The 25,058-nt window shown below is 54.9% G+C and carries 23 protein-coding genes; 10 read left to right on the top strand and 13 right to left on the bottom strand.

Annotated elements, in window-relative coordinates; genetic code table 11:
• Positions 1-316: 316 nt before the first annotated feature.
• From G9Q38_RS03715 to G9Q38_RS03705, 3 genes are all read right to left on the bottom strand, one after another.
• Positions 317-943: a tyrosine-type recombinase/integrase gene (locus G9Q38_RS03715; RefSeq protein WP_166127921.1), complete on the bottom strand. Its 627-nt coding sequence runs from the start codon at positions 941-943 to the stop codon at positions 317-319.
• A 189-nt stretch (positions 944-1,132) separates the two neighbouring features.
• A complete protein-coding gene (gene map / locus G9Q38_RS03710; RefSeq protein WP_166127919.1) occupies positions 1,133-1,927 on the bottom strand; it encodes a type I methionyl aminopeptidase in 795 nt (264 codons plus the stop codon).
• Positions 1,924-2,775: an SDR family oxidoreductase gene (locus tag G9Q38_RS03705; protein WP_166127916.1), complete on the bottom strand. Its 852-nt coding sequence runs from the start codon at positions 2,773-2,775 to the stop codon at positions 1,924-1,926. The genes map and G9Q38_RS03705 overlap by 4 nt, the downstream gene beginning before the upstream one ends.
• 71 nt (positions 2,776-2,846) lie before the next feature.
• On the opposite strand from G9Q38_RS03705, the gene G9Q38_RS03700 reads away from it, so the two are divergent.
• Entirely contained in the window at positions 2,847-3,326 is a 480-nt protein-coding gene (locus G9Q38_RS03700; RefSeq protein ID WP_370523876.1) for a winged helix-turn-helix transcriptional regulator, read from the top strand.
• Between the two features lie 152 nt (positions 3,327-3,478).
• Here G9Q38_RS03700 and G9Q38_RS03695 read toward each other — a convergent pair whose 3' ends face one another.
• A complete protein-coding gene (locus G9Q38_RS03695) occupies positions 3,479-4,015 on the bottom strand; it encodes a HEPN domain-containing protein (protein WP_166127914.1) in 537 nt (178 codons plus the stop codon).
• Between the two features lie 161 nt (positions 4,016-4,176).
• On the opposite strand from G9Q38_RS03695, the gene istA reads away from it, so the two are divergent.
• Positions 4,177-5,190 (top strand): IS21 family transposase, encoded by a 1,014-nt coding sequence (gene istA, locus G9Q38_RS03690; RefSeq protein ID WP_166127911.1) that lies wholly within the window; start codon positions 4,177-4,179, stop codon positions 5,188-5,190.
• Entirely contained in the window at positions 5,187-5,957 is a 771-nt protein-coding gene (istB, locus tag G9Q38_RS03685) for an IS21-like element helper ATPase IstB (RefSeq protein ID WP_166127908.1), read from the top strand. Before istA ends, istB begins: the two co-directional genes overlap by 4 nt.
• Positions 5,958-6,019: 62 nt before the next feature.
• On the opposite strand, the gene G9Q38_RS03680 is transcribed toward istB, so the two are convergent.
• The 6 genes from G9Q38_RS03680 to dnaA all read right to left on the bottom strand — a co-directional run bounded on the left by G9Q38_RS03680 (position 6,020) and on the right by dnaA (position 15,008).
• Positions 6,020-6,775: a hypothetical protein gene (locus G9Q38_RS03680; RefSeq protein ID WP_166127905.1), complete on the bottom strand. Its 756-nt coding sequence runs from the start codon at positions 6,773-6,775 to the stop codon at positions 6,020-6,022.
• Positions 6,776-7,050: 275 nt separating this feature from the next.
• Positions 7,051-7,959 (bottom strand): hypothetical protein, encoded by a 909-nt coding sequence (locus G9Q38_RS03675; protein WP_166127904.1) that lies wholly within the window; start codon positions 7,957-7,959, stop codon positions 7,051-7,053.
• 298 nt (positions 7,960-8,257) lie between these two features.
• The gene (gene mauJ, locus G9Q38_RS03670) at positions 8,258-9,514 is read right to left on the bottom strand and encodes a methylamine utilization protein MauJ (RefSeq protein ID WP_166127901.1); all 1,257 of its coding nucleotides are present in this window, start codon (positions 9,512-9,514) and stop codon (positions 8,258-8,260) included.
• Between the two features lie 482 nt (positions 9,515-9,996).
• Positions 9,997-12,447 (bottom strand): DNA topoisomerase (ATP-hydrolyzing) subunit B, encoded by a 2,451-nt coding sequence (gene gyrB, locus G9Q38_RS03665; RefSeq protein ID WP_166127899.1) that lies wholly within the window; start codon positions 12,445-12,447, stop codon positions 9,997-9,999.
• Between the two features lie 18 nt (positions 12,448-12,465).
• On the bottom strand, positions 12,466-13,572 hold the full coding sequence (gene dnaN / locus G9Q38_RS03660; protein ID WP_114420201.1) for a DNA polymerase III subunit beta: 1,107 nt from the start codon (positions 13,570-13,572) through the stop codon (positions 12,466-12,468).
• A 2-nt stretch (positions 13,573-13,574) separates the two neighbouring features.
• Positions 13,575-15,008 carry a chromosomal replication initiator protein DnaA gene (gene dnaA / locus G9Q38_RS03655; RefSeq protein WP_166127896.1) on the bottom strand — a complete coding sequence of 478 codons (1,434 nt, stop codon included), beginning with the start codon at positions 15,006-15,008 and terminating at the stop codon, positions 13,575-13,577.
• A 164-nt stretch (positions 15,009-15,172) separates the two neighbouring features.
• On the opposite strand from dnaA, the gene rpmH reads away from it, so the two are divergent.
• From rpmH to mnmE, 5 genes are all read left to right on the top strand, one after another.
• A complete protein-coding gene (rpmH, locus tag G9Q38_RS03650) occupies positions 15,173-15,307 on the top strand; it encodes a 50S ribosomal protein L34 (RefSeq protein ID WP_023951589.1) in 135 nt (44 codons plus the stop codon).
• Positions 15,308-15,364: 57 nt separating this feature from the next.
• Positions 15,365-15,736, top strand: coding sequence for a ribonuclease P protein component (gene rnpA, locus G9Q38_RS03645; protein WP_119515493.1), 372 nt, complete (start codon positions 15,365-15,367; stop codon positions 15,734-15,736).
• The gene (yidD, locus tag G9Q38_RS03640; protein WP_119515494.1) at positions 15,730-15,960 is read left to right on the top strand and encodes a membrane protein insertion efficiency factor YidD; all 231 of its coding nucleotides are present in this window, start codon (positions 15,730-15,732) and stop codon (positions 15,958-15,960) included. Before rnpA ends, yidD begins: the two co-directional genes overlap by 7 nt.
• A gap of 78 nt (positions 15,961-16,038) precedes the next feature.
• A complete protein-coding gene (yidC, locus tag G9Q38_RS03635; RefSeq protein ID WP_166127893.1) occupies positions 16,039-17,751 on the top strand; it encodes a membrane protein insertase YidC in 1,713 nt (570 codons plus the stop codon).
• Positions 17,752-17,903: 152 nt separating this feature from the next.
• Positions 17,904-19,292: a tRNA uridine-5-carboxymethylaminomethyl(34) synthesis GTPase MnmE gene (gene mnmE, locus G9Q38_RS03630; RefSeq protein WP_166127891.1), complete on the top strand. Its 1,389-nt coding sequence runs from the start codon at positions 17,904-17,906 to the stop codon at positions 19,290-19,292.
• A 28-nt stretch (positions 19,293-19,320) separates the two neighbouring features.
• Here the strand turns inward: mnmE and G9Q38_RS03625 are convergent, their stop codons facing one another.
• Entirely contained in the window at positions 19,321-20,556 is a 1,236-nt protein-coding gene (locus G9Q38_RS03625) for a CynX/NimT family MFS transporter (RefSeq protein WP_166127888.1), read from the bottom strand.
• Between the two features lie 211 nt (positions 20,557-20,767).
• Here G9Q38_RS03625 and G9Q38_RS03620 point away from each other — a divergent pair, with 211 nt between their 5' ends.
• Both G9Q38_RS03620 and G9Q38_RS03615 read left to right on the top strand, forming a co-directional pair.
• Positions 20,768-21,205, top strand: a complete 438-nt coding sequence (locus G9Q38_RS03620) for a COG4315 family predicted lipoprotein (RefSeq protein ID WP_166127886.1) — start codon at positions 20,768-20,770, stop codon at positions 21,203-21,205.
• Between the two features lie 16 nt (positions 21,206-21,221).
• A complete protein-coding gene (locus G9Q38_RS03615; protein ID WP_166127883.1) occupies positions 21,222-22,592 on the top strand; it encodes an NAD-dependent succinate-semialdehyde dehydrogenase in 1,371 nt (456 codons plus the stop codon).
• Here the strand turns inward: G9Q38_RS03615 and doeA are convergent.
• Together doeA and ectB are read right to left on the bottom strand one after the other, a co-directional pair.
• Complete coding sequence (doeA, locus tag G9Q38_RS03610) at positions 22,589-23,755, bottom strand: ectoine hydrolase (RefSeq protein ID WP_166127881.1); 1,167 nt, start codon at positions 23,753-23,755, stop codon at positions 22,589-22,591. The genes G9Q38_RS03615 and doeA overlap by 4 nt on opposite strands.
• Positions 23,752-25,002 (bottom strand): diaminobutyrate--2-oxoglutarate transaminase, encoded by a 1,251-nt coding sequence (gene ectB, locus G9Q38_RS03605; RefSeq protein ID WP_166127878.1) that lies wholly within the window; start codon positions 25,000-25,002, stop codon positions 23,752-23,754. The genes doeA and ectB overlap by 4 nt, the downstream gene beginning before the upstream one ends.
• Positions 25,003-25,058 lie beyond the last annotated feature (56 nt).

The raw sequence follows: 25,058 nt of genomic DNA, 5'->3' as shown, positions 1-25,058 counted from the left end.
ATGAAAAGAGGAAAAATCGTTGATGGCCACCCAGAAAGGCGCCAGAACAATGTGCTGCGTAGGTATTATGGTACAAGTGCTTCAAAATTAGCATTGGCTAGCTAATAACATGGCTAATCTCATTTATTAATTTCTTCACCATCGCTTCTGCAGTTTTTGTCATACCGTGATGGATGAAGAATGTATGCGGGCTGATTTGGTCGTGCATTTTGAGTCGAACTGCTTACCGACGACTGCGTCGCAGAATATTTGACTGGCCGCTCCTGGCCGGACAGCGACCATCCCGACTGCTGTCCTGGTTGATTGTAAGTAAATATCACACTTCTGTCTGCTCTGCCATCTCCAGCGCGTCATCGACTTCGATACCAAGGTATCGCACCGTGCTTTCGAGCTTGGTATGACCAAGTAGCAATTGAACCGCCCTGAGATTTTTTGTACGTCGGTAAATTAATGACGCCTTTGTCCTTCGCATTGTGTGCGTGCCGTATGTGGTCGGATCTAAACCGATGGCGGTCACCCAAGCATCTACAATCCGAGCATATTGCCTAGTCGACAAGTGCAAAGATGCGTGAATCCTGCTTGAGAAAATGAAATCATCAGCGCGCAACTGTTTATAGCGTATCCATGTCACCAACGATTCGCGTGTTTGCTCAGTAATTTCAAATTGCACAGGACGTTGGGTTTTCTGCTGCATAACAATTGCACGAGTTGCTATGTGTTCTCCGTGTCCGATATCTCGGACTCGTAGTTTCACCAAATCGCACGCTCGTAGCTTGCTGTCAATCGCGAGATTGAAAAGGGCAAGATTACGGATATCATTTGACAGTTGTAGTCGGACACGGATAGCCCAGATGTCCTTGAGCTTTAATGGTGCTTTTTGCCCAACGAGTTTGCCCTTGTTCCAAGGCTCGTGCGTCAAGGCGGTGTGAGTATTCGGTTTCATGACAAACTCCTTTTTTAGGGAAAGGAGTTTTAGTTTGCTGATATTCAAGAAAACCCGATAGGTTGTCGAATGAAAATATGATCAGACGCTATTCGACCCAAAGCCGAAGTTCACGCGCGCCTAAATCGGTCGCCCCAGACAGTGCCACGCAACGATAATTCTAAGTAGCATGTATGGACAGCCATAGAATTATTCGACAGCACTGTACGGGTCGTACCCCTCGGGCCATGGCGTTAAAACTTCAAACCCCGTTTCGGTCACCGCCACCATGTGTTCCCACTGCGCGGAAAGAGAGCGGTCTCTGGTGACGACGGTCCAGCCATCCGATAGCTCCTTTATGTCACGTCGGCCCGCGTTAATCATGGGTTCGATGGTGAAAATCATGCCAGTCTCTAGTCGCAGGCCTTCGCCCCGCCTGCCGTAGTGCAGCACTTGCGGCTCATCGTGGTAGACCTGACCAATGCCGTGGCCGCAATACTCGCGAACCACGCTGAAATGCTCACGATGCGCGACCGTTTGAATTGCGTGCCCAATGTCGCCCAAGGTAGCGCCCGGTTTGACTTCACGAATACCGGCACGCATGGCTTCATAAGTGGTGTCGACCAGGCGTTTGGCCAGCGGGCTGGGCTCACCAACAAAATACATGCGGCTGCAATCGCCAAACCAGCCGTCTTTAATAATGGCAACGTCGACGTTCACGATATCGCCCTTCTTTAGTTGTTTGGCTGATGGGATGCCGTGGCAGACTACGTGGTTGACGGACGTGCATACCGTCTTAGGAAAACCGTTGTAACCCACGTTCGCTGGGATAGCTTGCAGCTCTTCGACAATGTACGTATTGCACAACTGGTCGATAGCATCCGTCGTCATGCCAGGCTTAATGTGTTCGGTAATCATCCGCAGTACGTCGGCTGCCAGGTGGCCAGCCCGCCTGGACATGGCTACTTTCTCAGGCGTATGAATGGAAACAAGCTGCATACTCATGCTTGCTTGAGCGCGGCGGCTACCGAGTCTTTCAGCGACGTGGTGGGTCGCCCAATAAGCGTCGATAGCGCACGGCCCTCATCGAACAGTGCACCTTTGGCCGCTTCCACATCAAAAGAAGCCAGCGCCTCAGGCCATGGCGCGGGAAGGCCCGCTGCGGTGAGCGCTGCCGTGTAATCGGCGGGAGGCAAGTCCTTATAGGGGATGTCCTTGCCGGTTTGGCGCGAGATTTCGGCAGCCAGTTCAGCCAAGGTATATGCAGAGTCCCCGGCCAGCTCGTAGGTTTTGCCCTCGTGGCCAGCAGTAGTCAGCACAACCACTGCTGCATCTGCATAGTCCGCGCGTGGGGCTGAAGCAATCTTGCCTTGTCCTGCGCTGCCGATGAACGCACCATTCGCCACGGCGGGTCCGACGGAGGCGGTGTAGTTTTCGGTGTACCACCCGTTGCGCAGCAGAGTGATGCTCAGCCCGGAGGCGTTCAGGAGCGCTTCGGTTTCGACGTGCTCGGGAGCCAGGCTCAACGTGGAGCGCTCTGCATGCAGCAAGCTTGTGTACACCACGCGCTTGATGCCGGCCTTTTTGGCGGCGTCGATGATATTGCGATGCTGTGCCACGCGTTGGCCGACTTCGCTACCCGAAATCATCAAGAGCGTATCGACGCCGGCGAGGGCTTTATCCAAGGTGTCGGGGCGGGTGTAGTCCGCCTCGCGCACTTCCACACCCAGGTCCGTGGCTTTGGAGGGCGTGCGGACAAGAGCGACGATATCACTGCTGGGCACTTTGGTGCGTAGCCGTTCAATGATGAGGCGGCCGAGCTGGCCGGAGGCGCCGGTAATTGCGATTCTCATGGTTTTTCCTGATTCGGTGATTAATCAAGGTAGTAGTATGATGTTTACACTAACTTTTTGGAAGTACGTACATGAACGTAAGTGTCAAAACCGATGAGCAACTGCGCCTCGAGCTCAAGCCAACGTTGCTAAATAGAATGCGCCGCGGAGAGCTTCTCGTTGAGGCGTGCCCATCGCGTGAGGTGCTCAAACACATCACCAGCCGATGGGGCGTACTGGTTCTGCTTGTGCTGGAGACTCGCGTTCATCGCTTCAGTGAGTTGCGGCGCGCCATCGGTGGTGTCAGCGAAAGGATGCTCGCGCAGACCTTGCAATGGCTGGAGAGCGATGGATTGGTTGACCGAATTGCCTTCGATGTGGTCCCGCCGCATGTGGAATATCGTCTGACGCCGCTTGGCCGCGAGGCGGCTGAAAAAGTCAGAGAGCTTGCGGATTGGATTGAAGACAGCCTCCCTCGGATTCTTCAGGCTCAAGACAGCCGAAGCCAAGAACGCGCTTCGGCGAAGTCTAGCCTGGTCTCCCGAGCCACGCCTGCGCACCGTAGCCTGTAATTTACTTATCTCAGTGCCAGTACGTACGTGAGGTGAATGTCGGGTCTTGGCCGATTGAAGCCAACGAGTGCCTCTTAGTAAAGAGCGGTTTGGAAATAGAGGGAATAGAGAAGTAAAGACCACCAATCCCCTGTGCCAAGGCGCCAATGGTGTCACTTGCTGAAGCCAGATGCCTCTGCCAGCCAGTCTAATCCTTCGATGCCAATACGTTTCATGACCTCTTCTAGCGTCGTCGGATCGGGGTTGTCAAATGCCTGCGACATCATAGGATAAAGCTGCGTTGAACATAGTAGGCACATTCGGCTCAGTGCTGCTGCAAGGCGTTCGATTTTATGCAACTCATCTTCTGTAGGGAAGTTGTCACCATGCACTAAGGCCGAACGAGTTTTATAGACGGCTAGCGCCTGCTCATGAACACAGTGATTCTCATCGCAGCCGAACGCATCCAGAACACTCGTAACCCGGCCTGCAAATATTTTTGTACGTCCTGGCTCAAATTTTCCGAAGAACAATCGTTCGATCGCTGATACGTATTTAACGATACTCGCTGAAGCATTTGAATCCGTAGCCGCGTCTCCAAACCAATTAATTGCATCGATTAGTCTCTGGTCAAGGTGCTGGATTTCTACGGGGTCGACGATCGGTGTCAAAGCAGAACCGAAAACTGCTAGTTCATAGGAGCCACGCATCAATGCTTCATACCAATTTTCCGTGCCAACCGGCCCCGAAGCGTCATCTCAACGGCGCGGACAGCACGCTCTTTATGTTAGCGCCGGTGTAATACTGATCCACCCCGTCGGAGTAAATCTGACCCATCTGGGCAATGATGGTGGCTTTTTGGCCATCGATAATGTTGACTCAGGAGCAAGCAGTGGAGATCAAGGTAATGGCGCGTCGAGGCGTCAGTATTAGGGAGATGGCCCGGCAGTTGGGCTGTTCGCGCAACACGATAAGGCGATACCTGCGTGAGGCAGACGCCCAGCAGTACAGACCCCGTAATGCGAGGCCAACTAAGCTGGATCCATATAAAGACTATTTGCACGGGCGAATTGAAGCTGCTCGGCCACATTGGATTCCGGCAGCCGTGCTGTTGCGAGAGATTCGCGAGCTCGGTTATCCCGGTGGCGTTACTCAACTCAAGGAGTTCCTGAACGGCTACAAACGTCAGGAGTCCGAACCGGTTGTACGTTTTGAGACGCCGCCTGGCAAACAGATGCAAGCCGATTTCACGCATATCCGGCGGGGCCGTGATCCTTTGTTGGCTTTCGTCGCTACGCTGGGCTACAGCCGTTCGAGTTGGGTACGGTTTACCACTGATGAACGCGCTGATACGTGGTTCGGGTGTCTGCGCCAGGCTTTCATCTATTTTGGTGGCGTGCCCGAGCATGTGCTGTTTGATAACGCAGGTGCCATTATCATTGAGCGCGATGCCTATGGCGATGGTCACCATCGTTGGCATGGCGGACTGCTGGCAGTGGCCCAGGAGTTTGGCTTTATCCCACGTGTTTGCCAGCCTTATCGGGCCAAGACCAAGGGTAAGGTTGAACGCTTCAACGGCTACCTGAAGGGCAGTTTCTGCGTACCGCTGGCTGCTACGCTCAAGCAGGCTGGCCTGCGGTTCGACGCAACAGCAGCAAACGCTCACATTGGCCGATGGCTGACAGAAGTAGCGGACCAACGGTTACACGGTACGACCGGGGAGCGGCCCGCCAAGAGGCTGCAAGAAGAGAGATTGACCTTGCTGCCGTTACCCCAGCAACACCAGAGCATCCTTGTGCCGGCAGCGTCTCAGCGGCCGGTTCCGTTGGAGAGTTTCCAGCACCCGCTCTCTGTCTATAACGAGTTGCTGGAGGTGCGTGCATGAATCTGCAACACAACCGGATCGAGCAGTTATGTGATGTACTGAAGCTGGAGCGCATCGCCAGTGAGTGGCCCGCCATTGCTCAGCAGTGCGCCCGCGAGGACGCCAGCCATAGCGATTTTCTGGAGCGTTTGCTGGGTATGGAGAACGACGCCCGGATTGAACGCCAGCGTACCGCACTGATGAAGATTGCCACATTACCGTCGGTCAAGACCATTGAGGATTATGACTTCGCCTTTGCAAGCGGCGCCCCTCGTGCTCAGATTCAAGAACTGGCAGCCTTGACCTTTATCGAGCGTGCCGAGAATATTGTGTTCCTCGGCCCAAGCGGCGTGGGCAAGAGCCACTTGGCGCAAGCCTTGGCGTACCGGGCTGTGATGGCTGGCATTAAAACCCGCTTCCTGACTGCCGCTGATCTGATGATGCAGTTGGCCACGGCTCATAAACAAGATCGACTTAAGCAGTACTTTAACCGCGCCATCATAGGGCCGCGATTGTTGATTATCGACGAGATCGGCTATTTGCCCTTCGGGCGCGAACAAGCAAATCTCTTCTTTAACGTGGTGGCCCAGCGCTATGAGCGAACCAGTATCATCGTCACCAGCAATCTGCCCTTTAGCCAATGGTCTTCATGCTTTGCTGAAGATCAAACCCTGACCGCCGCCTTGCTTGACCGGTTGCTGCACCACGCCCATATCGTGCAGATTGCTGGCGAAAGCTATCGGCTCAAAGACAAACGAAAGGCGGGAAATATCAAGGTAAAAAATTAAGTTTCGGAATGCCGGGGTGGGTCAATTTTACTCCGACGCTTCCGACGAAAATGGGTCAGATTTCAACCGGCATTGACATCTTTAGAGGTTTCTTTATCACAATCAGTCACCTTGACGCTTGCAATCCATGGATATCCCCGGTAAGTCTTGATAGCACGAGCCTGAAGCTTACGAACGAGTCGTTGTGATTCAACTTCGCTGTATGCACGCTCTCGCGGAAATCCTCGGGCAACTGCTGCATTCACATACTTGATATGAGCCGCTGCCTCTGCTTCGACGCTGCGCCTAAGCAGCAACCTTCTATCTTTGAAGAACCTTCCTCTCCGAGTGAAAGTAACGGGCCCAACTCGGAATTCGTCTGGCGCACCATCTGGAAACAGTACACATGGCAGGTAGTGTTCAGTGACGATCAGGGATTGTCTCAATGCCGCCAAGGTGTCTTGAAGCAGCAACACCGCAGTTTCCTGATTGTCCTCACGAGCCTCCTGCAACACGCGCTTTACGAAGGCATCAATCACCGCGCTTCTAGCGCGCTGGCGGCCAACGCGGCGGGCGAGTCCTCGATCTAGATCGAGGACTATATCCGTGAGCGCCCCTAACCTTTTCCAAGCGAGGCTGCCGCATTGGATGTGACCATTCCTCTTGGGATGCGGAATCTGGTAAAAGGATTCGTTGGGATGCTTTCGCAGGTACGCCATCAGCTCATCGACTGGCATTTTTGCGAATCGAAGGAGTTGTCGACAAACAAATTCAATGTCACGCTGCGCACGCTTGACAACTTTCTTCGCGATGGGTGGAGACTCTGGATTGCAATCCATACTTTTGACAGTCTGATTGGGCTCGTACGTTACTGTGTTCCATTCGTAGCTGATATAGCCGCTTCAGGTGGCGAGCCTACTCCGGTAGACTCTCAGCACATGCAATGATAGTGCTGATCGGCGGACATTTGTTGAGCCTGTAACAAGAACGTTTTAACGACTGTTCACGATGGAGGAAACATGAGCGACTTTTTTTGGCCGAATGCAGCTATAGTCTGATAGCTGAAACTGACCCGGGGCAGACACCAAACTACTAATGGTCGATATTGGAAGGGCTAGCGGCCGCATGTGAGGCAGCAGCCTCCGTCTTCGGCGATGACATTACCTAGGCAGCCATCCTCTGCGCAATCCTCACGAATAACTTGATGTTCAGCATCGCAGACGGGGCAGTAAACAAGCGTCGCTGTCGGGCTCTTCGGCCGAAGCACCGCGAGTTTGAATTCGAATCCTGCGTCAGTGTTTGCGTCGCCGAGGCATGCTGGGCACAGATATGCCCGTTGCTTCTTGTTGACTCCCATGAAATACCGTATCTGAGCGGGTTCAAGTAGTTCTCTGACTATCGAAAACTCCCAGCAAGCTCTATTTGTAGCGTACTCACCACTGCCGAGTTCGGAGTCTGGCGAGTTCATAAGAAACTCTCGTCGCGTGGTCGCCCAGTTTTCGGATGGAAACAACGCTTTGTGCATGTAGAGGATGGCCTCAATGACTTCGGTTACCTGAACCGAAACACCCGCGCCGACGGTGTGCATGATTGCATTGCGCTTCTCTCGCAAGGAGTGAAATCGCTCGGAGAACTCTTCGCTAAGCCGAGCTGTAGAAAATGTGTCATAGATCCGAACCAAATCTTGCGCATCTACCGTTCGGAACTGTGAGAAGTCAATGGGTGCTCCTTCGTAAGGAGACGGCCAGCGCGAAGGAGGATCGGACAGGAGCAGGTAAGGTGAGATTTCGCAGATCTTCCCTTTGAGGATCAGCTCGACTCCTTGTTGAACGATCGTCAATGAGGTGGTCAGCGTCCTGCGCGCCGCAGCCCAGTACTTGTCAGAGACCTCGCTCTTGTCGAATCCGTAGTAGTCGGCCTGATCAAATTCCGTTAGTAGGTTCGATGTCGCATCCCATGCAAAATTGAGAAGCTCATTTCCTGATTGGCAGAAGTCAACCGAAGTAGGAAGGTTCGTGATCATCTGTGAGCGACTGACGGCAAACTAGTTTTAAGAGGCAAACAAAAAACGGCCTTTTGGCTGTTAAGAGTTGGACAAAGTGCTGGTAAGAAAAACGAGTGAACTAGATGCGACCTGCCTCGGCAGTTCCCCCGTTTTTCTTGGTTTGATGCTGTTGGCACACTGATCGCGAGCATTTGATCCAGATAATCAATATAACAGTCGCTGACTGCTATTGGCCGATTGTGGCCAAACACATAGGAAATTCCGATCCAGCGCGACCAATTTCTCATTACTACTTTGCGCCAGCTATGGAGCGCCATCAGCAAAGGACCCGCGCAGTATCAAGGAATTGGCGAAAAAGATCCTGCCACTCGCCCGCTTCTCCGTTCTGTATGGCACTATTGATCACCGCCATGTCGGTGGAAATAACCAGCGCATAGAAGTGACCGTCTTGCTCTCTGGCATTTCTTTGAATACGCTCTAGCATTTCTTGATGATCGCCTTTTTGGAAATGGAGCTTTCTTAGGAGGTTGAACTGTTCGCTGGTCATTCTCACCACAAACGGTAGAGCACTTTGCGGCGGCGCCAGCGGTTTCATCTCCAAAACTATGCCCGTGAAGTTCAGATCAAAATAACCGTCAGCGTCCACAGGCACAACAGTTTGGACTTTAGCTACAGCTGTCCTCTCGTAATGCACATATGTAGACGGCAACCCCATCACCAAGGAAAAATCGAACATTTCTTTAGGAAACTGTATGACTAGTGCCTTCCACAATAGTTGCCCCAGCGTGTCGATCACACTTTCATGAGGGTCTGGCAACGAACCTTCGATTTCCTTAAGAGTCTCCCCGTGCATGAGGCTATTACGGGTGTTATCGAGAAGGGCCACCATTTCTTCGTCGCACCCCTCATCCGCAGCCATCAACAAAGCTCGAATAGCTTGTTTTGCGTACGGCTTATGCTGTGGGTGCGTTTCGCACCGCTCACAATAGAGCGCAGACTGACAGCGCGGGCATTTGTCATTAACCTTCGCAGTTGGTTTCTGAAATTCGGCTACAATCTCCAAAGCAAACCAAAAGTAGGTGAATTGATCGTCCGGCACTGAAGCGTCTATTCCTAGTCGATACCATCGCAGAGCGCGCCTTATAGCTGGCGGAATATCAAACTCCAACAAACGTTCGATTGTCTTAGCGTGCTTACTGGCGAGGAACGGCTGAGGATCGCTATATTCAATCCGATCGCTCCACATGTGCACATCTCTCATTGCGTCTTTTGAAGACGGTTCCGCATTGACAATTTGCTTTATCCTATGCTTTCGAAAACTAGCACCGGTCGTGAATGCAAGCATATTGAGGCAAGTAGCTAAGTGATCATCCGCGACTCCAGCGGCGTTATCCAACGCCGCTGCATCGAAGTAGATATGCAACGAGAGCAAAAAGGGCGTCGTGAACTCGGAGCGCGGAATGTTCCGGATCAGAGCTTTGAACGCGTCGCGAGGGTCACAGATGCTCAAAATTTGACCATCAGATACAACCGACAAGTCCGAAGCAATTTCGAAATTCGCTACGCATCGCATGGAAAGTGCTCCTGTCTTACTTGCTCAATCATCTCGATTGGGTTGTAGCCAACACGTCGTTAAGCGTCGTGTGCTCGCTTATTACGTACTAACTAGCTTCGGTGCGCCACAATGACGGCTTCTGCCCAATAATAGAATTTCAAACCATACTCTCCACCCCACCAAACCAAAATCTATAACAATCCTCCCCCATGCGCAACCCCAAGTCGTTGTGGGGTGCCGGGCGGCGGAGCTTTGAGCACGCCGCTGGTTGTACCTCGGTCGGAGACCCAAGGGCGCGGCCTGTTCGAGCGGGGCGCTTTCGACCCACTGGGTCGATCCCGCGAGTTCCGCGCCCGCTCCGAGCCAGGTGCAACCAGCGGGAAGCCCCGAAGGGGCCGTGCGATGGCCCCGCCGCCCGGCACCCCCACAACGACGCCCAAAAGAAAATCGGGCCACCCAAAAAGGCAGCCCGACTCAAACAAAAACAACTCAAGGAACAATCAAGTATCAATATTCCCCGCCTGCAACGCATGCGTTTCAATAAACGCGCGCCTTGGCTCAACATGGTCGCCCATCAGCGTGGTGAACAACTCATCCGCCGCAATCGCATCCTCAATCTGCACACGCCACAAGCGTCGCACCTTCGGATCCATCGTGGTTTCCCACAACTGTTGCGGGTTCATCTCGCCCAGACCCTTATAGCGCTGCTTGCTTACCGCACGCTCGGCCTCGGAACGTAACCACAGCACCACCTGGCGGAAGTCGCTCACATACTTCTCTTTCTGCTTGTCGCCCTCGCCACGGCGAATCACCGCGCCCTTGCCCAACAGGCCAAGGAAGGTTTTCGCCGAACGCGACAACACCGCATAATCGGCACCGCGCACAAAGGTGCGGTCGAACACGCTTACGCGCACATTGCCGTGATGCAAACGACGCAATACCAAACGCCACGGGCCGTCTTCCTCGGGTTGCTCGGCATCCACCGTTACGCGGCTTAGCACGGCAGAACCCGCCAGGGCATCCTGCAAGCGCTGGGCCGACTCTTTTGCCTGGGTTTCATCGTCCAGGTGAATTTCCACGCCCTCGGCCATGGCCGACAAAGCCTGTTCATCCATCTGGCGCGACAAGCGTTCAATCACCGCATCGGCCAAAATGTACTGGCGCGCCAGTTCCGACAAGGCATCACCGGTAATGGGCTCGGCGCCTTCACGCGGGGTGAGCGCGGTGTCTTTCAGCGCCACTTCCATCATGTACTTTGCTTCTTCGTGGTCGTCTTGCAGGTAACGCTCGTCGCGGCCCATCTTCACTTTGTACAAAGGCGGCTGGGCAATGTAAATATGCCCACGCGCAACCAGTTCCGGCATTTGCCGGTAGAACAAAGTAAGCAACAACGTACGAATGTGCGCGCCGTCCACGTCGGCGTCGGTCATGATAATAATGCGGTGGTAACGCAGCTTCTCGATATTGAAATCGGGCCCAATGCTGGTACCTAACGCCGTAATAAGGGTGGTAATGGCTTCGCTGGCAATCAGGCGATCGAAGCGGGCTTTTTCCACATTCAGCACCTTGCCGCGCAGGGGCAAAATAGCCTGGAATTTACGGTCGCGCCCTTGTTTGGCGGAGCCCCCGGCCGAGTCCCCCTCCACAATGTAAATTTCGCTTAGCGCCGGGTCTTTTTCCTGGCAGTCGGCCAGTTTACCCGGCAAGCCTGCGCCTTCCAGCACGCTTTTACGGCGTGTCATTTCACGTGCGCGGCGGGCTGCGTCGCGTGCCCGGGCGGCGTCAATAATTTTGTTGCACAGCGCCTTGGCGTCGTTCGGGTTTTCAAGCAGCCAGGTTTCCAGCGTACGGGCCACGGCCTCTTCAACGGCGGGGCGCACTTCACTGGAAACCAGCTTGTCTTTGGTTTGGCTGCTGAATTTCGGGTCGGGTACTTTCACCGACAACACGCAGGCCAGGCCTTCGCGCATGTCGTCACCGGTGGTGTCGATTTTGGCTTTCTTGGCCAATTCGTTGTCGGCAATGTATTTGTTCAAGACACGCGTCATGGCGGCGCGCAAACCGGTTAAGTGGGTGCCGCCGTCGCGCTGGGGAATGTTATTGGTAAAACACAGCACCGTTTCGGAGTAGCTGTCGTTCCATTGCATGGCCACGTCAACGCCAATGAGCTCCTCGTTCACCTTCGACTCAGTGCTCACCGCGAACACATTCGAATGCAGGGGGGTTTTCGTGCGGTTAATGTATTCCACGAACCCTTTCACGCCACCCGAGAAGGCGAAGTTGTCTTCCTTGCCGTCGCGTTCATCAATCAGGCGAATTTTTACGCCGTTATTCAGGAACGACAGTTCACGCAGGCGCTTGGCCAGAATGTCGTGGTGATACTCCACGTTTTCGAAAATGGTGTCGTCGGCAAGGAAGTGCACCCGCGTACCTTGCTGTGTGGTGGTGCCGGTTACATGCAAAGGCTCAACCCGTTCGCCGCGACGAAACTCCATTTCATGGGTTTCACCGTTACGCCAGATGCTTAGGCGCAACCATTCCGACAACGCATTCACGCACGACACGCCCACACCGTGCAGACCCCCGGACACCTTGTACGAGTTGTGGTCGAACTTCCCGCCGGCGTGCAGTTCGGTCATCACGATTTCCGCCGCGCTGCGGCCGAATTCGTCGTCTTTGTGAATATCGGTGGGAATGCCCCGCCCGTTGTCGCTTACCGAAATGCTGTTGTCGGCGTGAATGGTAACGACAATGTCGTCGCAATAGCCGGCCAACGCTTCGTCGATCGCGTTGTCGACCACTTCGAACACCATGTGGTGCAAACCGGTACCGTCGGACGTATCGCCAATGTACATGCCAGGGCGCTTGCGTACTGCCTCAAGCCCCTTAAGCATTTTGATTGATTCGGCACCATAATCCACTTCAGGTGTATTCACGGTTGAGTCTGACATATAAAACCTTGTGTTTGATTAAATGCGCATCGGCATGACGACATATTTGAAATGCTCGTCGTCGGGCGATGTAATAAGTGCAGACGCGTTGGCGTCGGGTTGAACCGACCAGCGCACCATGTCCGACTTCATGTTGGCCAGTACGTCCAGCAGGTAGCTTACGTTAAAACCCACATCCAGGGGTTCGTGGCTGTAATCGACGTCGATTTCTTCCTGGGCTTCTTCCTGTTCGGCGTTCGAAGAAGACACTTTCAGCACGTTGTCGCCCAACTGGAAACGCACGCCTTTCAACTTGTCGGTGGTCAGAATGGCGGCACGTTGCATACTGCCCTGCAAACGCTCGCGGTCGACCATGAAATGGCGTGTATAGGTGGTGGGGATTACGCGGGTGTAATCGGGGAACTTGCCTTCCACCAGTTTGGAAATGAGTTCGACATCGTTGAAACGGAAACGAATCTGCCCCGATGACACGTCGATTTGCACCGGGTCGTCGGTTTCACCCAGCAGGCGCTGCATTTCCAATACAGTTTTGCGCGGCACAATCACGTCGTGCTTCTGGGTAATGCCTTCGGCCGCGGTGGCGCTATGGGCCAGGCGGTGGCCGTCGGTGGCCACGGCGCGCACGAAACCAGGTTCGAACACAAACAGCAAGCCATTCAGGTAGTAACGAATGTCTTGCTGGGCCATGGAAAAATGCACCTGGTTAAACAGCTGCTTCAGTGTTTTTTGCGCTAATGAAAACGACACGTCGAACTGTTCCGGCTGCGACACCGTGGGGTAGTCGTTGGCCGACAAGGTTTGCAAGGCAAAACGGCTTTTGCCCGACTGAATGTTCAACTTGCCGCTGGTTAGGCTTAAGCTAATTTCATCTTCGGGCAGGGCGCGCAAAATGTCCATTAGCTTGCGCGCCGCCACCGTGGTGGATTCCGATTCATCGCCCACGCCGAAATCGGCGTGCGTGGTAATTTGTACTTCCAGATCGGTGGCCAAAAACGACACACTGTTGCCTTCCTTGCGCAACAATACATTGGCCAGAATAGGCATGGTATTGCGACGCTCAACAATGCCGGCCACCGTAGACAACGGTTTCAGCAACGCATCTCTTGTTGTTTGTACGAATTGCATGATTATCCTTTTAGGGTTTGTTCCAACACATGCAAAGCATGATTGAGTTCTGGGTTTTTTGACCTCGCTTCGGAAATTTTTCGAACGGCATGCAGCACCGTCGTGTGATCCCGCCCGCCGAACAGATCGCCAATTTCAGGCAAGCTTTTCTGCGTTAATTCTTTGGCCAGGTACATGGCCACCTGGCGCGGCATGGCAATATTTGCCGGACGCCGTTTGGAATACATATCAGCCACTTTGATTTTGTAATAATCGGCCACGGTTTTCTGAATGTTTTCCACCGTAATTTGCCCGTTGGACACCGACAGCAGGTCTTTCAGGGCGTCTTTGCACACTTCCACCGACAACACATCGCGGCCGTGAAAACGCGCATAAGCCAACACTTTACGCAGGGCACCTTCCAGCTCACGCACATTGCTGCGCAAATGCTTGGCAATAAAGAAAGCCACATCTTCAGGCATGGCCATGCCTTCCACATCGGCCTTGCGCAGCAAAATCGCCACCCGCATTTCCAGCTCGGGCGGCTCAATGGCCACGGTTAAGCCCGAGTCGAAGCGCGAGATAAGGCGGCTGTCGATATTCGCCAGCTCCTTGGGGTAGGTGTCGGACGTAATAATAATTTGTTTGCGTTTGGCCACCATGGCTTCAAACGCGTAGAAAAACTCTTCCTGCGTGCGGTTCTTGCCCGCGAAGAATTGAATATCGTCGATAAGCAATAAATCGAGCGAATGGTAATAACGCTTGAATTCATCGAAGGCCTTACGCTGGTAGGCCTTCACCACATCGGACACGTACTGGTCGGCATGCACATAACGCACCCTGGCGGCTTTGTCGGCCTTCAACAGGGCGTTGCCAATGGCGTGAATAAGGTGGGTTTTACCCAAACCCACACCGCCATACAAGAACAGCGGGTTATAAGATATGCCGGGGTTTTCGGCCACTTGCAGCGCGGCCGCGCGGGCCAGCTGGTTGGCTTTACCGGTAACGAAATTGTCGAAGGTTAAATCGGTGTTCAGCCGCGAGCGGTCGTAAACGGAATCAACCGTGGCCGCCGCCAACGGAGAGGGCGCCGGCGCGGCGGGTTCGGGCGCCATGGCAGGAGACTCAGTAAGCGCCGGTTCCGCATTCAGCACCGAAGCCGGGGTAGCGGGTGCCGAGCGCGCGCGCGCGGTGGGCGCCGCACGGTTGCCCGAAGAAGCCAGTTCGAACGACACCTGCACGGGTTGATCAAACCATTCCGTTGCCAGAGTTTCAATTTGACGAGAAAAATTCTTGCGAACCCAGTCGAGCTTGAAACGGTTCGGCGCAGACACGCGCAACAACGCCTTGGACTCGTCGTACTCCAGCGGAACCAGAGGACGAATCCAGGCACTGATTTGCTGCGGGGGTAGGTCTTGCTCCAGGCGTTGAATACAGGTCTGCCAAAAATCTTTCATATCCACCACTTCAGTAAACCTCGATTCTACCTTGTTGTGGGACAAGTTATCCACAACCCCGGTTCTTCATAGCCATGCGTAATAACGCTAAGCATTTGACTAAACTCGAATAATTTGGTGAAATAGCAGGCTTTCCCTTATTTTCCAACCTAAGGCATTGAGCCATGAAACGCACATTTCAACCTTCCGTTACTCGTCGCAAGCGCACACACGGCTTTCGCGTACGCATGAAAACCCGTGGCGGCCGCGCTGTCATTAACGCTCGCCGCGCCAAAGGCCGCAAGCGTCTGGCTGTTTAAGCCGGTTTTATTACCGGCCGGCGGCTTCTTGCACAAAGCAGGCAAGCCACCTTGTCAATGAACACTGCGCGGGCCACCTTCTCGTCGGCGGCGCGCCTGTTGCGCCCCTCTGAATACGTTGCTGCATTAAAAGGCCGGCGCGTAGCCAAAGGGGCTTTGTTCGTTGTTTCCACCCCCAGGGGCGGCGCAAACAGCCCACAACCCCGTCTTGGGCTCATTATTGGCAAGAAACAAGCCAAACGGGCAGTCACCCGAAACACCATTAAACGCATCATTCGGGAAAGTTTTCGTCTGCAGCAAAACAGGCTTCCCAATCGCGACATCGTGTTTCGGCTGCACGCCAAAATTGAACCTTGCACGCTAACGGCACTCAAAAAACAGGTCCGCCAAGAGGCGGACACGCTTTTGAAGCAGGTTACAAAATGCTGAAAAAGCTGTTTATTGCGCCCATCCGTTTTTACCGCTACTTTTTAAGCCCCTGGTTTGGCAACAGTTGCCGCTTTACACCCACGTGTTCGGCATACGCCATCGAGGCCATTGAAAAGCATGGGCCCATTAAAGGGTGGGGGTTGGCGCTGTACCGAATAGGGCGTTGCAACCCCTGGTGTAAAGGGGGGCACGACCCTGTTCCAAATTCGAATCATCAGCACTAAACCGTGTCTTGCTCAAGAACCCCGCTACTGCGGTAAACTAGCAGGCTTTGCTCTGTGTACTAACTGATAACAGGCGCTATGGATATCCGACGCACCCTCCTCTGGATTGTATTTACGTTCTCACTGCTGTTGCTATGGAATAACTGGCAAATTCACAACGGCCAGCCGTCGCTATTGGGGGGAGGGCCAACGCAAACCGCGTCTACCCAGGCGCCCGATAACGGCAGCCAAACCAGCCAAAGCGCTGGAACCACCAACAGCACCGGTAATATTCCGGAAGGTGTGCCGGCCGGCAGCCAGGCGGCAACCGAGAACGTTCCCGCGCAAACCACCCAAACCGAACAGGGTGCACAGGGCGAACTGGTGTCGGTTACCACCGATGTATACGACCTGACTTTCAACACGCAGGGCGCGCAGCTGGTAAAAGCGCAATTGCTTGATTTCACCGGTTTCGATGGTGAAGACAGCCCCATGATGCTGCTCGACAATTCGCCCTCCTCTATTTATGTGGCGCAAACCGGCGTAGTCGGCGCACCGCAAGGCACGCAATTCCCCACGCACTTAACGCCTTTTCGCATGGTTTCTTCAGAAACCAGTCTTACCGGCGATTACCTCGACGTTGTTTTCGAAGCCGAATCCGGCAACTTGAAAGTCACGAAAACCTACCGGTTGGAAAAGGGCAGCTACAACATTCACGTGCGGCACGATGTTGAAAACCTGGGTAATCAGCCGGTTGAGCCGTCGGTTTACCTGCAGCTGACGCGCGACGGTAACGACCCACCCGACAGCTCTTTCTTCTACAACACCTTCACCGGCCCAGCCGTTTATTCCGAACAGGAAAAATATCAAAAAATCGACTTTTCCGACATTCAGGAAAACAAGGCGAAATACATCAAGCAGGCCGACAATGGCTGGATTGCCATGGTGCAGCACTATTTCGCCAGCGCCTGGGTACCCACTCAAGGGCAAACACGCTACAACGAAGCGCTGCGCGTAGGCAACAACCTGTACTCCATTCGTGCCATTGAGCCCATGGGCACGGTTGCGCCGGGTGAAACCGCCACTGCGCAATCGCAACTTTGGGTTGGCCCGCAAGACCAGGGCGCCATGGAAAAAGTGGCTCCTGGGTTGAGTGTGGTGGTCGACTACGGCTTCCTCACCATTATTGCCAAACCCTTGTTCGAACTGATGACCTGGATTCACAGTTTTGTGGGTAACTGGGGCTGGACAATCGTTCTGCTGACGCTGCTCATCAAACTGGTGTTCTACCCGCTGTCGGCGGCCAGCTATCGCTCCATGGCGAAAATGAAGCAGGTAACGCCGCGCTTGCAAGCCTTGCGCGAGAAGTTCGGCGACGACCGCGCCAAGCTGAACCAGGCCATGATGGAGATGTACCGTACCGAAAAAATCAACCCATTGGGCGGATGCTTGCCCATGGTGGTGCAGATTCCGGTGTTTATTGCCTTGTACTGGGTACTGCTGGGTAGCGTGGAAATGCGCGGCGCCCCCTGGATTCTCTGGATTCACGACCTGTCGGCCCGCGACCCCTGGTTCATTCTGCCTGCCGTCATGATGGGCACCATGTTCCTGCAAATTAAGTTGAACCCCACACCGCCCGACCCCATGCAGGCCCGCATTATGATGCTGATGCCTTTGGTATTCGGCGGCATGATGTTCTTCTTCCCCGCCGGGCTGGTGCTGTACTGGTGCGTGAACAACATTATTTCCATTGCTCAGCAGCGCTACATTATGCATAAGCTGGAAAAACAGAAACAGCAAGCTCAGCGTTAAAAATAATTAACGCCGAGCCTCAGAAGCCGGTTCAATAAGCTGCACGCTAAAGGTTGAGTTGATTCTCGGCTTTTAGCGTGCAGTTCGTTTTTGATAAGACGGTTTTTTACCTCGCACATCCCGGCAAACACCGGAAGTAAAATACGCCCATTATGACCGCGCGCGCCTACGACCCCATTATTGCCATTGCCACCGCCCCCGGACGAGGAGGCATTGGCGTTATTCGCATTTCCGGACGCGATCTGGCCGCTTTGAGTGAGCGCCTGTTCACCACGCCGTTGAAGCCACGTCATGCGCATTATCTGGACTTCAACGACGAAAAGGGCACCGCCATCGACAAAGGCATTGCGCTATTTTTTCCCGGCCCGCATTCCTACACCGGCGAAGATGTGCTGGAGCTGCAAGGCCACGGCGGCCCCGCCGTGTTACGGCGTTTATTAACGCATTGCCTGGAAACCGGCAAAGACCTGGGCCTGCGCCTGGCCGAACCCGGCGAATTCACCCAACGCGCCTTTTTGAATAGCCGCATGGACCTGGCCCAGGCCGAAGCCGTGGCCGACTTAATCGAAGCCTCGTCCGACGCCGCCGCACGCAGTGCCATGGCTTCGTTAAGCGGCGCCTTTTCCCAGCAGGTTCACGCACTGGACGACCAGGTGGTGCATTTGCGCATGCTGGTGGAAGCCACGCTGGACTTCCCGGAAGAGGAAATCGACTTCCTGGAAAAATACCAGACCCGTGAAACACTGGCAGCGCTGCAACAGGATTTAGACAAGATTCTGGCCCAGGCGCAACAAGGGCAAATATTGCGGGAAGGCCTGCATGTGGTGCTGGCAGGTCAACCGAATGTGGGAAAATCCAGCTTGCTGAACGCCCTGGCGGGCGACGAAGTGGCCATTGTGACCCCCATTGCCGGCACCACCCGCGACCGCGTCATTCAGCAAATTCACATTGAAGGCGTACCGCTGCATATTATCGACACCGCCGGCTTGCGGGAAACCGAAGATACCGTTGAAAGCATCGGCATTGCCCGTAGCTGGGCGGAAATCGAGAAGGCTAATGTGGTTTTGCATCTGCAAGACATTCGCGCCCAGAACGACAAACTGGATTCCGCCATTGCCGAACGGTTGCCCAAACATATTCCGGTGTTGAAGGTGTTTAACAAACTGGATTTGGCAGATGGGGCGCCGGAACAGACGGGATCAACACCCCGTGGGCAAACCGAATCGGAGAACGTACTGTTTATTTCAGCCAAGACCGGGGCAGGGCTGGATGCCTTACGCACCCGGCTGCTGGACATTGCCGGCTGGAGCCCGGCAACGGAATCCCCCTGGCTGGCGCGCGAGCGGCACGTTCGAGCATTGGAAGAAGCCGCCATGCACCTGCAACAGGCGGCCGACCACGCCGCCCATAACGATCAGGTGTTGGATTTATTTGCCGAGGAATTGCGGCTGGCCCATGAGGCGTTGTGCAGTATTACGGGCCAATTTACCAGCGACGATTTGCTGGGCGAGATATTTTCCAGTTTTTGCATTGGGAAGTGATTTGCTCAATCTTGCTCCGAACGCGTCCCTATTCAATAAAGCGCGCCCGGCCCGCCAGCAACCCCGACCACAATGCACCCACAATAAGCAGCATCATGAACGCCGCCACAGCGTTCCAGTCGCCTGTGTATTCATGCAAAATGCCCACGATCAGCGGCGCCACAGCGGCGATCATGTAGCCAATGCCCTGTGACATACCCGATATCGCCGCCGCCACCTGCGGGTTGGGTGAACGCAGCACCAGCAGCGCCATCGCCACCGCAAACATGCCGCCAAACCCCAGCCCGAATATCCCCGCCCAAATGTAGACGGCACTGGTCGCCCCGTAGATCAGGCCCAGGAAACCGACCGCCACCAACATCATCAAGACGAAGATCGTGGGTCGCTGGTCGCGCCCGCGGGTGGCGATCCAGGGCCCGGTAATGGATGTGGAAAGCTGGATGCTCATGAGCGTAGCCAGCACAAAACCCGCATCCAGCGCGCTCAGGCCGCGATCGATCAGTATCAGCGGCAGCCAGCCGAAGATGCAATAAGCGATGGCCCCCTGCATGCCCATGAACAGCGTCACCTGCCAGGCCAGCCAATTGCTGCGCAAGCGGGGTACCGCCGTCGACTGCCGGGCGCTAAAAGCCGACTCGCCCCGCACCTGCGGCACCCAGGCCAGCGCGGCCAGCACAGCCGGAACGGCCCAGAACCCCAATGCAAGGCGCCAGTCGCCCAGCCATTGTTCCATGGGCACGGTAACCCCCGCCGCCGTCGCTGCGCCCGCCGCCAGGGCGGTGGAATACAGGCCCATCATCAACCCCGCATTCACCGGAAAGTGCCGCTTAATAATGCCCGGCAAAAGCACCATTACCACACTAATGGCCAACCCCAGCAAGAAAGTGCCCACGAACAGACCCGGTGACCCCAGGTTGCTGCGCAATACAATGCCGCCCGTCAGCAAAACCAGGCTGAACAAAATAAGGCGCTCGGCGGACTGTAGCTTTAGCATACGCGGCGCAAACGGCGCGAACGCGCCAAAACACAAGACCGGAAGGGTAAGCAACACCCCCAGCGCCGTTGCGGACAAGCCCAGGCTCTTGCCGATAGAATCAATAACAGGCCCCACACTGATTAGCCCGGCCCTCAAATTCATCGCCACATACACGATCGTAATTAACAGCAGCACCTGCGCCAGGCCTTTCTTGCCGCGCTCGGGCTCGTTCTTTCGCACCGGACCTTTATTGATAACGGTATTGGCCTCTGACGAATTGTCGGGCATGGCTTTATCTCTCTTTCTTCAGCTTTCTCCAGCCCTAAAGTGTGCCACATTCCCACGCTTCAGGAGGCGCTCAGGGGTTGGCCGGCGCAAGACATTCGGCAGTAATACCTAATCCTCACGGCCGTTGACACACGTCAACGTGGTCACTACCGTATTCAAATCGCTGGTCGAACTATTCGGCATGGCAGCGTATTTTTAAAGGAGACACGCCATGAAAATGCTTATGAACGCAACACTCGCCGCCATCACCCTGGTTGCCGGGCTTTCTATTGCCGGCGCCGCCGGCCCGGCCATGGTAACCGTCCAGGAATCCTCACTTGGCGCCCACCTGGCCGATGGCCAAGGCCGAAGTCTCTATTTATTCAAAGCCGACGAGCCGGGTAAAAGCACCTGTTTCGACGCCTGCGCCACCGCATGGCCACCGCTTACCAGCGATGGCGAGCCCCAGGCCGGTGCGGGTGTTAACGCCGGCGCGCTGGGGTCACTAAAGCGCCCCGATGGTACGATGCAGGTAACCTACAATGGTTGGCCGCTTTACTATTTCATCAAAGACAAGGCCCCGGGCGATACCATGGGCCAGGATGTTAACGGTTTTGGTGCCGAATGGTATCTGGTTACGCCCGGCGGCAAGGAAGTACACAGCAAGTAAAACGAAAGGAGAGTTCATGCCGGAAATTGTCAATCCTGCAACTGGAAAGATCATCAAGGAACGCGCCTGGGACACTTCCGAAGTGGTAGAGCGCAAGCTCAACGCCGCCGCCCAAGCCTTCACCCACTGGCGTGAACTCAGTTTCGAACAACGGGGCGCGCACCTGAAAGCGGTGGCCAGGCAACTACGCGAAGACAAAGCCCTCCATTCAGCGCTGATGACGGAAGAAATGGGCAAACCCGTGAAAGAGGCCGATGGCGAAGTGGAAAAAACGGCCTGGGCCGCAGAGCACTATGCCGAACACGCGAAAACCTATCTGGCCCCCCAAACCATTGAATCCGACGCCACGCGCAGCTGGGTACAGTACCTGCCGCTGGGTACCGTACTGGGCATTCTGCCGTGGAATTCCCCTTACTGGCTGGCTGCACGCGTTTTCGCGCCGGCCCTCATGGCCGGCAATACCGTCATTATCAAACACGATTCACATGTGCCGGGCTGTGCCGACGCCATTGAAGAAGCGTTTCGCAAAGCGGGCGTTCCTGAGGGTGTATTGCAAACCCTGATCGTCGGCAACGACACGGCCGGCGCACTGATTCGCGACCCCCGAACTGCCGCGGTCTCGTTTACCGGCTCTACCGGCGGAGGCAAACAGGTTGCCGCCCTGGCCGCCGGCGAAATTAAACCGGCGGTGCTGGAACTGGGGGGCTCCGACCCGGCCGTGATCCTGGCAGATGCCGATCTCGATCAAGCCGTTGACACGGTTGCCTTGTCGCGCTTTATTTGCGCGGGCCAATCGTGTATTGCCGCCAAACGCATTTTGGTGGAAGAGTCGGTTTACCCTGAAGTCGTGGAAAAGTTTCGCAAGCGGCTTGAAGGCCTGAAAGTGGGGGATCCAACCCAACCCGACACCGATATCGGCCCCATGGCGCGAGCCGATTTACGCGATCAGTTGCACCGTCAGGTTGAAGACTCCATCAAAGCAGGCGCACGTTGCCTGCTGGGTGGCGAAATACCAAATAAGCCAGGTAGCTTTTATCCCGTTACGCTGTTAACCGACGTACCGCGCGATGCAGCGGCTTTTACCGAAGAAACCTTCGGCCCGGTGGCCGCGTTAACCCCGGTTAAAGACGCTGACGACGCCGTAGCAGTGGCCAACGCCACGCAATATGGGTTGGCGGCCGCTGTCTGGACGACGGCAGAGCGGGGCGAGGCACTGGCTCCGCGATTCGAGGCGGGCCAGGTGGCCATTAACGGGATTGTAAAAACCGATCCGAGACTGCCCTCCGGCGGGATCAAGAAATCGGGCTATGGTCGTGAATTGGGTATGCCGGGCATTCACGAATTCGTGAACGCCCAACAGATATGGTTGGGCCCGAAACGCGGCTAATTCGGCTTCACCACAAAATTGCGGTCAAGGTCGAAAAAGGACTCACACCCTTTTTCGGTCACGCGAATGGTGTCGGAAATGCCACAGGTTTTATCGCCGTCAACACCGTACATCCACGGAATGATATGAATGGTCATGCCGGGCTTAAGTATTTCTTGCGAGCCCTGCTTCAAACTCAACATGTAGCCTTCATCCCACGACGGCGCGAAAGCAATACCAATGGAATAACCGGCGCGCGTTACCAGTTGGGCACCGATGTCGTTGTCGGAAATAATGTTACGAACCAACTTGTCTACATCTGACACCGTAACACCAGGTCGGATTAAGTTTTCGACCTCGATCAACGCCGTTTTCATGCGCTCTTGGGCCTTGTACATGGAATGGCTTAACTCACCCAGCACCACCGTGCGCATCATGGCCGTATGGTAGCGGCGATAACAACCCGCCATTTCCAGAAACACATGTTCATTCGCCTGAACCGTGCGCCCTTCCCAGGTGGCATGGCCAATCATGGTGCGCGGACCCGACGTAACGTAGGGCAGTACCGCCGGGTACTCGCCCCCTGCACTGAACATGGCAGAGCAGGCTGCCGCAGCGATTTCATTTTCCGTGGCGCCTTCAGCCACGGCTTCGTATGCCGCCTTCATCCCCGCTTCAGTGGCCTTCGCGGCCTTTTTCATGACCTCGATTTCGTCGTCTGACTTGCAGATACGGCCTTCTTCCACAATGCCGAAACAATCTTGCAAGTTACCGTTGGAAAACATGGTGTGCAAACGGTCTTGCTGATAGGCTGGAAAAAAGTAGCTATTTCGCTCATGGCCCACATTCTTGCCAATCAGGCCCATTTCCCGAATCACGTCGTACAGCATTTGTATGGCGTCGCCGGTATCGCTGTAGTAGCGGGCGTCTTCGACCCAGGTTCTGTATTCAATGTTGGAAGTTTCCAAATGGCGCGTAATCGAAACCGGCTCGCGGTCGATTGGCACCAACAGCGCCTGGAAAAATGAATAGCCGGTGGTTTGATGGCCGGTTAAATAAGCGAGATTTTCCGGGTCGGAAATAATCACCGCATCCAGCAAACGCTCTTGCATTCGCTGACGCAGTTCAGTCAGGCGACGCTCATATTCTTTCAGGGAAAAGGTCAGCCCGTCGTGATCCCTCATTGCGTCACCCCTTCATTCACTGCCGCCTCCAACAAATCCAGCCCGCGTTCAAGAGTCTCTTGCTCGATGGTTAGGGGCGGGCACGCCTTGATGACGCGGCCGTCTGTTCCGCACGCACCCACAATCACGCGCTGTTTCGCGGCAGCCGCCATGATTTTTTTCGCGATGGCGGGGCTATGTGTATCGAGACCTTGCATCATGCCGCGACCACGCACTTCAAAATTCAGTTTCTTGTGATTCGCAACAATATTGTTCAGGCGCTCTTCCATGTAACGGCCTTTTTCCTGCACCGATTTCAGAAAGTCGTCGTTTTCATAATAGGCCAGCGCTTCACTACCGGCCACGAACGACAGGTTCTGCCCACGGAAGGTGCCGGTGTGATCGCCCGGCGACCATTGATCGAGCTCAGGACGGATCAGGAGCAAGCCCATGGGCGTGCCGAAACCACCTATACCCTTGGCCAGACAGACCAAGTCGGGATCCAGGCCCATGTCTTCCCAGCTGAAAAAGTGCCCGGTGCGACCGTTACCCAATTGAATATCGTCAATAATGAACAACGCGCCGTATTCCTTGGCCAAGGCCTGCAGCGCCTGTAACCACTCCTTGCCGGCCACGTTCACGCCACCTTCGGCCTGTACGGTTTCAACCAGAAAGGCGGCCGGTGCCTCGACACCACTGGAGGAGTCGGCCAGGGTTTGGCGAATCATGTCCAGGGAACCCACGCCCGTGCCGGCATACCCTTCAAAAGGCAGGCGCAGCACATCATTTAATGCAACGCCGCTGACGTTGCGGTAATGTGCGTTACCGGTCACGGCCAGGGCGCCCAGCGTCATCCCGTGAAAGCCGTTTGTGAACGCTGCAACGGTTGAACGACCAGTAACCTTGCGAGCCAGTTTCAAGGCGGCTTCAACCACATTGGTGCCGGTTGGGCCGGTGAACTGAAGTTTGTATTCCAGCTTGCGCGGCTTAAGAATGATGTCTTCGAAACGTTCAATAAAAGTACGTTTCGAGGTGGTGTGCAAGTCTAGGCTATGCGTAACACCATCGGCCAGCATGTAATCGATAATCGCCTTACGCATCCGTTCATTGTTGTGCCCATAATTCAGCACACCGGCGCCGGCGAAAAAATCGATAAATTCATTACCGTTTTCATCCCATTGGCGCGCATTCGAAGCTTTCTCGAATACGGCCGGATAGGCACGGCAGTAGGCTCGGACATTAGACTCGAGGCGTTCAAATACATTCATTGGAACTCTCCTTTTTGTTCAAGTGAGTTACTGCTTTCCAATGACGATGGTACCTC

This window comes from Pusillimonas sp. DMV24BSW_D, assembly GCF_011388195.1.
Taxonomy (GTDB): domain Bacteria; phylum Pseudomonadota; class Gammaproteobacteria; order Burkholderiales; family Burkholderiaceae_B; genus Neopusillimonas; species Neopusillimonas aestuarii.
The sequence above is the reverse complement of the archived record's forward strand: the minus strand, read 5'-3'. Positions and strand labels throughout refer to the sequence as shown.